General features: G+C 68.4%; 6 protein-coding genes. 3 read left to right on the top strand and 3 right to left on the bottom strand.

Annotated features, from left to right (window positions below; genetic code table 11):
• Positions 1-249: DUF475 domain-containing protein (locus tag ACWEKM_RS45190; RefSeq protein ID WP_451627135.1), on the top strand; the 249-nt coding region annotated here is incomplete at its 5' end.
• Positions 250-348: 99 nt separating this feature from the next.
• Here the strand turns inward: ACWEKM_RS45190 and ACWEKM_RS45185 are convergent.
• Both ACWEKM_RS45185 and ACWEKM_RS45180 read right to left on the bottom strand, forming a co-directional pair.
• Positions 349-741 (bottom strand): hypothetical protein, encoded by a 393-nt coding sequence (locus tag ACWEKM_RS45185; RefSeq protein ID WP_451627137.1) that lies wholly within the window; start codon positions 739-741, stop codon positions 349-351.
• A gap of 506 nt (positions 742-1247) precedes the next feature.
• The gene (locus ACWEKM_RS45180; protein ID WP_451627134.1) at positions 1248-2390 is read right to left on the bottom strand and encodes a Dyp-type peroxidase; all 1143 of its coding nucleotides are present in this window, start codon (positions 2388-2390) and stop codon (positions 1248-1250) included.
• Between the two features lie 283 nt (positions 2391-2673).
• Between ACWEKM_RS45180 and ACWEKM_RS45175 the strand changes: the two genes are divergently transcribed.
• Positions 2674-3888, top strand: coding sequence for a right-handed parallel beta-helix repeat-containing protein (locus ACWEKM_RS45175; RefSeq protein WP_451627136.1), 1215 nt, complete (start codon positions 2674-2676; stop codon positions 3886-3888).
• Between the two features lie 76 nt (positions 3889-3964).
• On the opposite strand, the gene ACWEKM_RS45170 is transcribed toward ACWEKM_RS45175, so the two are convergent.
• On the bottom strand, positions 3965-4795 hold the full coding sequence (locus ACWEKM_RS45170; RefSeq protein WP_451627133.1) for a hypothetical protein: 831 nt from the start codon (positions 4793-4795) through the stop codon (positions 3965-3967).
• A 325-nt stretch (positions 4796-5120) separates the two neighbouring features.
• Here ACWEKM_RS45170 and ACWEKM_RS45165 point away from each other — a divergent pair.
• Positions 5121-7099 (top strand): SdrD B-like domain-containing protein (locus ACWEKM_RS45165; RefSeq protein WP_451627132.1); only part of this gene is annotated, 1979 nt, incomplete at its 3' end.

The following is a 7099-nucleotide window of genomic DNA, read 5'->3' as shown; positions in this document are numbered from 1 at the left end:
CGGTCCCTCACGGTCTACCTGGTCCGCCAGGGCACCCTGGACGACTACGTCTACCTGGAGCACGGCGCCCACTACGCCATCGGCGCCCTCGCCGTGCTCCTCCTGGTCACCATCCAGTACCAGATCAACGAGGTCATCACCGGTCTAGTAGGCGTCCTACTGATCGGCGCCTCCTTCTGGTCCTCCATCCGCCGCAACAAACGGCTCGCGGCCGAGGAAGGGGAACCGACGGTCTTGGCCACACCGTAGGCCCCGCGAAGTCACAACGACTGCCGTATCAAGGCGAGTTGGACGGCCACGGCCTTCGACTGTTCAAGGAGTGGGATGCGCCGGGCGTCACCGACTGCCTCATTCGGCGCGTCGGAAGTGGTAGATCGGGGTGCTCGATCCGGTAGGCGTGGCGGTCATGGAATCGTCGTCGACCACAACATCGAGGCTGGTCGGCACCTCGACGGTGACGCACGGCGACTTCTCCGGGAAGGAGATCCGAAACGCCTTGCCCTCCTCGTCGGAATTCTCGAACTCCTCCACCGCGGCGCCTCCGCACAGGTTCATGGGCGAGGTACCCAGAGTGGCCTTGCCGTCCTTACCGACGCGGATCGTCGATCGGTCAGCGAAATCGGTGTATCCCGCCGGCTGCGGTCCGACCGCTGTCCACTGCCCGACGACTGGCTCCAGTTCACTGGAACCGGAACAGCCCACCAGGACCCAGACGGCCACCACAGCCGCACTCACGCGCATCCGACGCATCGATTCCCCCTGACTGACGACGCTTTTCCCGGAACAGACTGACAGAACCGCACCCTGGTGTGATCCGACGGAGGTCGGATCACTGGGTGTGATCACAAACACGTGGGCATGTCGACCGCGCGGACAGACGGCGGCGCCGCCTCCCGGGGACAGGGAGACGGCGCCGCTGTGCGCTTCTGCGGACGTCCTCGGACGTCAGACCAGCCAGCCGATGAAGTGGATGAGGCCGGCGAGGACGTCGGTGAGAAGGTTCATGATTGTGCTGCTCCTAGCGGTGTAGCCATCGTGTGGGACTGTGCGTCAGCTACGGTCTGCAGCCCTTCGCTCGCACACCGTAAGTCTCATCCCACCCCGGGCACCTCGGCGACCACACGAGTGACGATCACCTGTTCCAGCGAACAACTGCTCCCCTGTTCGGTTTCGGACGGAGGGATCACCACGGTGCGTGGCCCAGCGCTCAGGCGGAGGCGGGCCTGTCCCCGGACCAGTCCCCGGGTCTATCGGCCGGGCAGTGCTGCCGAGTCACCGGCGGGCAGCACGTAGCCGACGGCGGAGGCGCGGTGTTCGATGAACGTGTTCATCGCGTCGGAGCGGTCGAGGCGTTCCTGCACACGGACGAAGAGCGCGGGGTCCCGCAGATACGCGAGGAAGAGCAGACCGCGGTCATCGGCTCCGTTGTCGTACGAGTAACCGCGGCGCAGCATGCGGGCTCCGCCGTCGAGCCGGGAGTGCGCGAGACGCACATGGGCGTCGACGGGGATGACGTAACGGCCCTGAGCGGTCTTGGCGTAGAGGTTCGCCGGATCGTGCTCGCGCCGTGCGCCGAGCGGTGCTCCGGTGGTGCGGTGGCGCCCGATGACGGCTTCCTGACGGTCGTCCGGTAGCGCTTCGAAGGCGGAGACGCCCATGTGGATGCGCCGGTAGACCAGGTAGGTGCTGCCGTCGGCGTGCCACACCCACTGTTCCGCTTCGGCCGCGGACGGGTTCTCCGTCCCGTCCTTGAAACCGAAGAGGTTGCGGGGTGTCTCGCCCCGGGGGCGATCGGGCAGAAACCCCCGTTCGTGCCAGCGGGGCACGAGCGTCCCGGCGGCCGTCGTGGTGAGCCGGTGGGAGTACGCGCGCAGCGCTTCGGAGTCGTCGCCGCACAGTTGCACCAGGACGTCGCCACCGCCGCGGTGGGGGTCGAGCCGGTCACGGGGAAAGGCCGGGATGTCGCGTAATCGGGCGGGCGCCGCGAGACCGAGCCTGCGGTAGAGGGCCGGGCCGAGCGCCACGGTCCGGGTGATGTCATCGGGGAGCGACAGCGCCGACCAGCGGTCGAGGAGCCTGCGCAAGGCGGTGGCGCCGTCCGGGCCATGCAGATGGGGCGCCAGATCATGGGCGGCGACGACGGCGTACCGGGGCTGGGGGTCGCTGACACCGCGCTGTCGGGACCGCGTCGCGGGGGTGACAGGGGTGGGAGGGGTAGCAGGGATAGCGAGGGTAGCGGGGGCTGGTCCGGCGGCGTGGTCCTCGGTGGTCTCCGCTCCCGGTCGGCGGGTTTCCGCCGCGCAGTCGGCGGTGAGGAAGGCGACGGCTGTGGTGGCGGCCAGTACGGAGCGGCGGGTCGGCGGACGGGGTTCGGACGGTGTGCTGATCACCGGTGCTCCAGGGTTTGGTCACACGAAGGTTTGGTCACACGAAGAATGCGGGGGGCGCCGACAGCACACCGGCTCCTGAGCGGATGAGGGCAGGGGAAGGCGATGGTCGGCGGCTGCGGCGTGCCTGACGCTACACCTGGGCGTCATGCGATTCTTCGTCACGAAACGCCGTGTTCCCGGCGGCCGTAGGACCCTGCCGGGCCGGACGGCCCTGCTCCTCGGGCTGCTGTTCGCCCTGCTGGGACCGGCGGCATGCAGTCCGCCCGGGTCGGACGACCGGCCCGTGAGGAGCGGTCCGCCTGCGGTCCTACGGGTTCCGGCCCAGTTCCCGTCCATCCAGAAGGCAGTGGATTCCGCTCGATCGGGTGACATGGTGTTGGTCTCTCCGGGTGTTTACCGCGAGAGTGTCACCGTCCGCACACCTCGGATCGTGCTGAGAGGGACCGACCGCTCCGCGGTGGTGGTGGACGGCGAGTTCCAGCGCACCAACGGGATCACGGTCACCGGGGCGGCAACGGTCGTGGAAAACCTGACCGTACGCAACAACCTGGCCAACGGGCTGTTGTTCACGGGCGTCACCGACGAGGCACTACAGGGAGCGGGGGCCGGCGGCGCGGGGTACGACCCCCTGGACACGGCCAAGTTCCCTGCTCTGCGCGGATTTCGGGCCTCCTATGTCACGGCGTACAACAACGCCCTCTACGGCATCTACGCCTTCGACGCCCGCGACGGGGTGATCGAGCACTCCTACGGTTCCGGGCAGTCGGACTCGGGGATCTACGTCGGCCAGTGCAAGCCGTGCAACACGGTGGTGCGCAACAATCTGACCGAGCACAACGCGGTGGGTATCGAGGTCACGAACGCGTCGAAGGATCTGTACTTCCTCGGCAACACCGTTCGCCGCAACCGAGTGGGTATGACGGTGCTCTCGAACAACCTGGAGGCGCTGGGCCCTCAGCAACATGCCGTGTTCGCGGGCAACACGATCAGCGACAACAACGACGACCGCAGCCCGGAACAGGCGGACGGCGGCTTCGGCATCGGGGTCGGCATCGGCGGGGGGACGCGCAACCGCTTCGAACGCAACCGGGTGGAGGGCAATCGTGCGGGTGCCTTCGTGTTGCGGGACGAGCAGGGATACCCGGCCCTCGGCAATCGGATCGAGGGCAACGCCGTCGGTGAGGAGCAGGTGGGGCTCGTCGTGCTGACGGCACGCAGCGGAGGCAACTGCTACGTCGGCAACGGCCACGCCCCCACCAGTCCGCGCCCGCTGCCCCGCGTCCTGTCCGCCTGCCCGGGGAAGGACGCCGCATTGTCCGCGTCCGGCCGAACGCGGACGCCCGAGTCGGTTCCGGCCGGGGTGTCCTTCCGTGATGTCCCGCCGCCACCGGCCCAGCCCGGCATGCCCGATCCGGCCCGTGCGCCCGCCCGTCCCGCGCTACGTCTGCCGGGCCGGGTCGACCCCGGGGCCTACCGTCTGCCGGAGCCGCCCCGCTGACCACCGCCGGGGAGAGGCCGGTTCCCTGCCCGGGGCAGGGGCCGGACCTCTTCCCGGATCACTTGGATCACTTGGATCACTTACCGCGGGGCGATTCCCCCCAGGGCTCCCCCGGCACCTTCACCCGGGCCTCGTGGCCGGTGAAGTCCACCGTGACGGGCCGCTCCACGCCACCGCTCTTGATCTCCAGGCGGCCCAGTTCCCCGTGCTCGTCGATCCAGTACGTCAGCGGGGAAACCCCGGTGCGCCGGGGCCGCGGTGTGGCCGGGGTGCCGGAGTGGGGCCCAGCCGCACCGGCGGCCTGCGGTTTCGGCCGCGGTCCGGAGATACGTGTGTACGACTTCCCGCGCAGCGTGCTCTGCCCCAGGTACCGGGGTCCGGACTGGGCCAACAGCTGTGCGTTGTCCGGCCGGTCGGCGCCCAGCGCCATCACCACACGCAGCGCGATGTCCAGCGGGTATCCGGCGTAGGCACGTGGTGACCAGCGTCCATGGGGTACCTTGGCGGCTGCTCGCGCGATCTCGGCCGTCTGCGACGCGGGTGACGTTCCCTTCGGCTCCGTGGCCACGGCCAGACCGCTGTTGTCCCAGGCGATCAGTCCCTGCTGCCGGCCCGGCCCCGGCTCCCCCGCCGCGTACGATCCCACGGCACGGTGCGTGCGGTAGTCGATCAGGCCGCGCACCTCGTAGGAGTCCGTACCGTCGGCGATCTTCAGGGTCACTCGGTGCGGACCGGTCTCATAGGCGTGGAACCGCGCCATGGCCAGCCGGCCGGCCTCCGATGACGTGATCGCCCGCGGCCCGTCGCCATCACCTCCGTGGCCGCCGGCCCAGGCCAAGGCGGCGCAGCAGGACAGTCCGACGGTGAACGCCACGGCCAGGACGCGCGCTCGTGGACGGCGCGTCAACTGCCGTAACGGACCACGGGAACCGAGCGGAATACGCATGGACAACCTCTCGCAGAAGGTCGGGCAAGGGGGAAGCCGCCGAATCCGGTGCGGCTGTGAGCTGTCTATCTCAGATGCGCCAGGTGTTGCCGATGACGGGTGTTGCCGATATCCCCCACTCTTGGCGCATTTTCCTTACACCATCTCAGTGTTCTCCGAGCGTTGCGTTGACGCGCGCCTCCCGATCCGTACGGAGACTTGTCCGGAAATGATTTAAGCGACCAGAGAGGACTGGTAAATGGAGTTACGGCAACGTCGGCGGTGGGCCGGCGGAATGTCCTTGGCGTTGGCTTCGGCGTTATCCGCGTCGCTCGCGGTCACCGGGGTCGTCTCCGCGGTGTCCCCCGCGGCCGCTGACAGCGGGGACGGTGACGCGACCATCCGCGTGGTGCGTGAGGTGAACGCGAACGCCAAGTGGGACAAGGCGCTTGAGCCGGGCATGTCCGGGGTCACGGTGGTGCTGACCGATGACGCGGGGCGGTCGATCACCGGTACCACGCAGCCGGACGGCACGGTGAAGCTGACACCGGGCAGCAGTCTGGGCGGCGGCAGGTACCGGATCGAGGTGAAGAACCCCGATCAGGGAGTGCTCTACCCCGGGTTCGCTTCGGCCAGGAACAACCTGATCGATCCGACGGTGCTGTCGTCCAACGTGGAGTTCGTGGACCTGTCCGGCGGCAAGAACGTGGAGATCACGACCTCGTTCTGGAGCCCGGAGGACTACTGCCAGAAGAACGCCACGCTGGTGACGGCCTGCCAGAACGCCTCTATTCCGCCCGCTTCCGCGTCCCCGGACAGCAAGCGCACGCTGACGGCGTTCGCGTTCGGCACGCGCGGTAACGCCGTGACGAACCCCGGTCTTGTCTCTGACCTGGCGAACAACGGGCAGACGGGCACGGTCTGGGGTGTCGGCGTCAACAGGGTGACCAAGCAGATCTTCTCCGCGGCCTATGCCAAGCGAGGGGCGAAGTACGGTCCCGGCGGTGCGGGCGCGATCTACCAGACCGACCCGACCACCAAGCAGACCGTGGTGTTCACCCAGGTCCCCAACCCCGGCAGCGCCCAACACAACATGAATGCCGGGATGGACGAGGCGTTCGGTCCGGTGGTGGGCAAGGAGTCGCTGGGCGACCTGGACGTCAGCGCGGACGGCAAGGACCTGTACGTCGTCAACCTGCACGACCGCAGGCTCTACCGCTACGACGCCACCCAGCCCACGGCCGCCGCGCCGAAGGCGTCGTACCCCATCAAGGACCCGGGGTGTGCCGCGCCGGGGGACTGGCGCCCCTACGGTCTGGGCCTCCACGAGGGCAAGGTGTATGTCGGCGGCGTGTGTTCGGCGCAGTCGACCGGCAGCAAGGCCCACATGCGGGCGGTCGTGCAGGTCTTCGACCCGGTCACGGGCCAGTTCGCCGGCACGGTCATGGACCAGCCGCTGAACTTCCCCCGCGGCGGGTACTCACACATCCCGTGCGGTGGCCCGAGCTGGTATCCCTGGACCAATATCCGGCCCATGACCCAGGACGGCAAGGCATGCACGGGTGAGGTGATCCAGAACCCGGAGCCCGAGCTCACCGACATCAACTTCGAGATCAACGGGGACATGGTCGTCGGCTTCGCCGACCGTTTCGCTGACCGCGCCGGCTGGCGGTTGCCGGATACCTCGGCCACCTGGCCGGCGACCACCGCGGTCAGCGGTGGTGACATCAACCGGGCGTGCCGTGGCGGGAACCACATGTTCGTCCTGGACGGCAACGGCGGCTGCAAGAACAACAACACCGGCCCCGACGTCTCGGGTGGAGAGGGCCCGGACGTCAAGGAGTTCTACCCCGGCGACATCATGGCCACCGTAGACGGTGGCCACCAGGAGATCAGCACGGGTGGTGTGGCGTTCTCCGCAGTGGAGGACAGGATCCCGCTCACCGCGATGGACCCCATCCAGGTGACGGGCAGCGGTGTTCGGTGGCTGGACCGCAACAACGGCACCAGCGACCTGAACGCGGACGGCCTGTACCTCAATGACGACTTCGGCAAGGCGCGCGGTATGGGTGACCTTGAAGTCCTTTGTGACCAGGCGCCGCTCCAGTTCGGCAACCGGGTCTGGCAGGACGCCGACGAGGACGGGATCCAGGACCCCGGTGAGCAGCCGGTGGTGGGTGCCACGGTGAATCTGTACGACGCCGGTGGCAAGAAGATCGGTACGGCGGTCACCAATGAGCGGGGTGAGTACTACTTCGACTCGACCGTGACGAAGAACGTCAGGCC

The sequence above is a fragment of the Streptomyces sp. NPDC004752 genome, from assembly GCF_053601275.1.
The sequence above is the reverse complement of the archived record's forward strand: the minus strand, read 5'-3'. Positions and strand labels throughout refer to the sequence as shown.

Coding starts and splice junctions, on each gene's coding strand:
- ACWEKM_RS45185 (WP_451627137.1), bottom strand. CDS start 741: ATGCGCGTGAGTGCGGCTGTGGTGGCCGTCTGGGTCCTGGTGGGCTGT.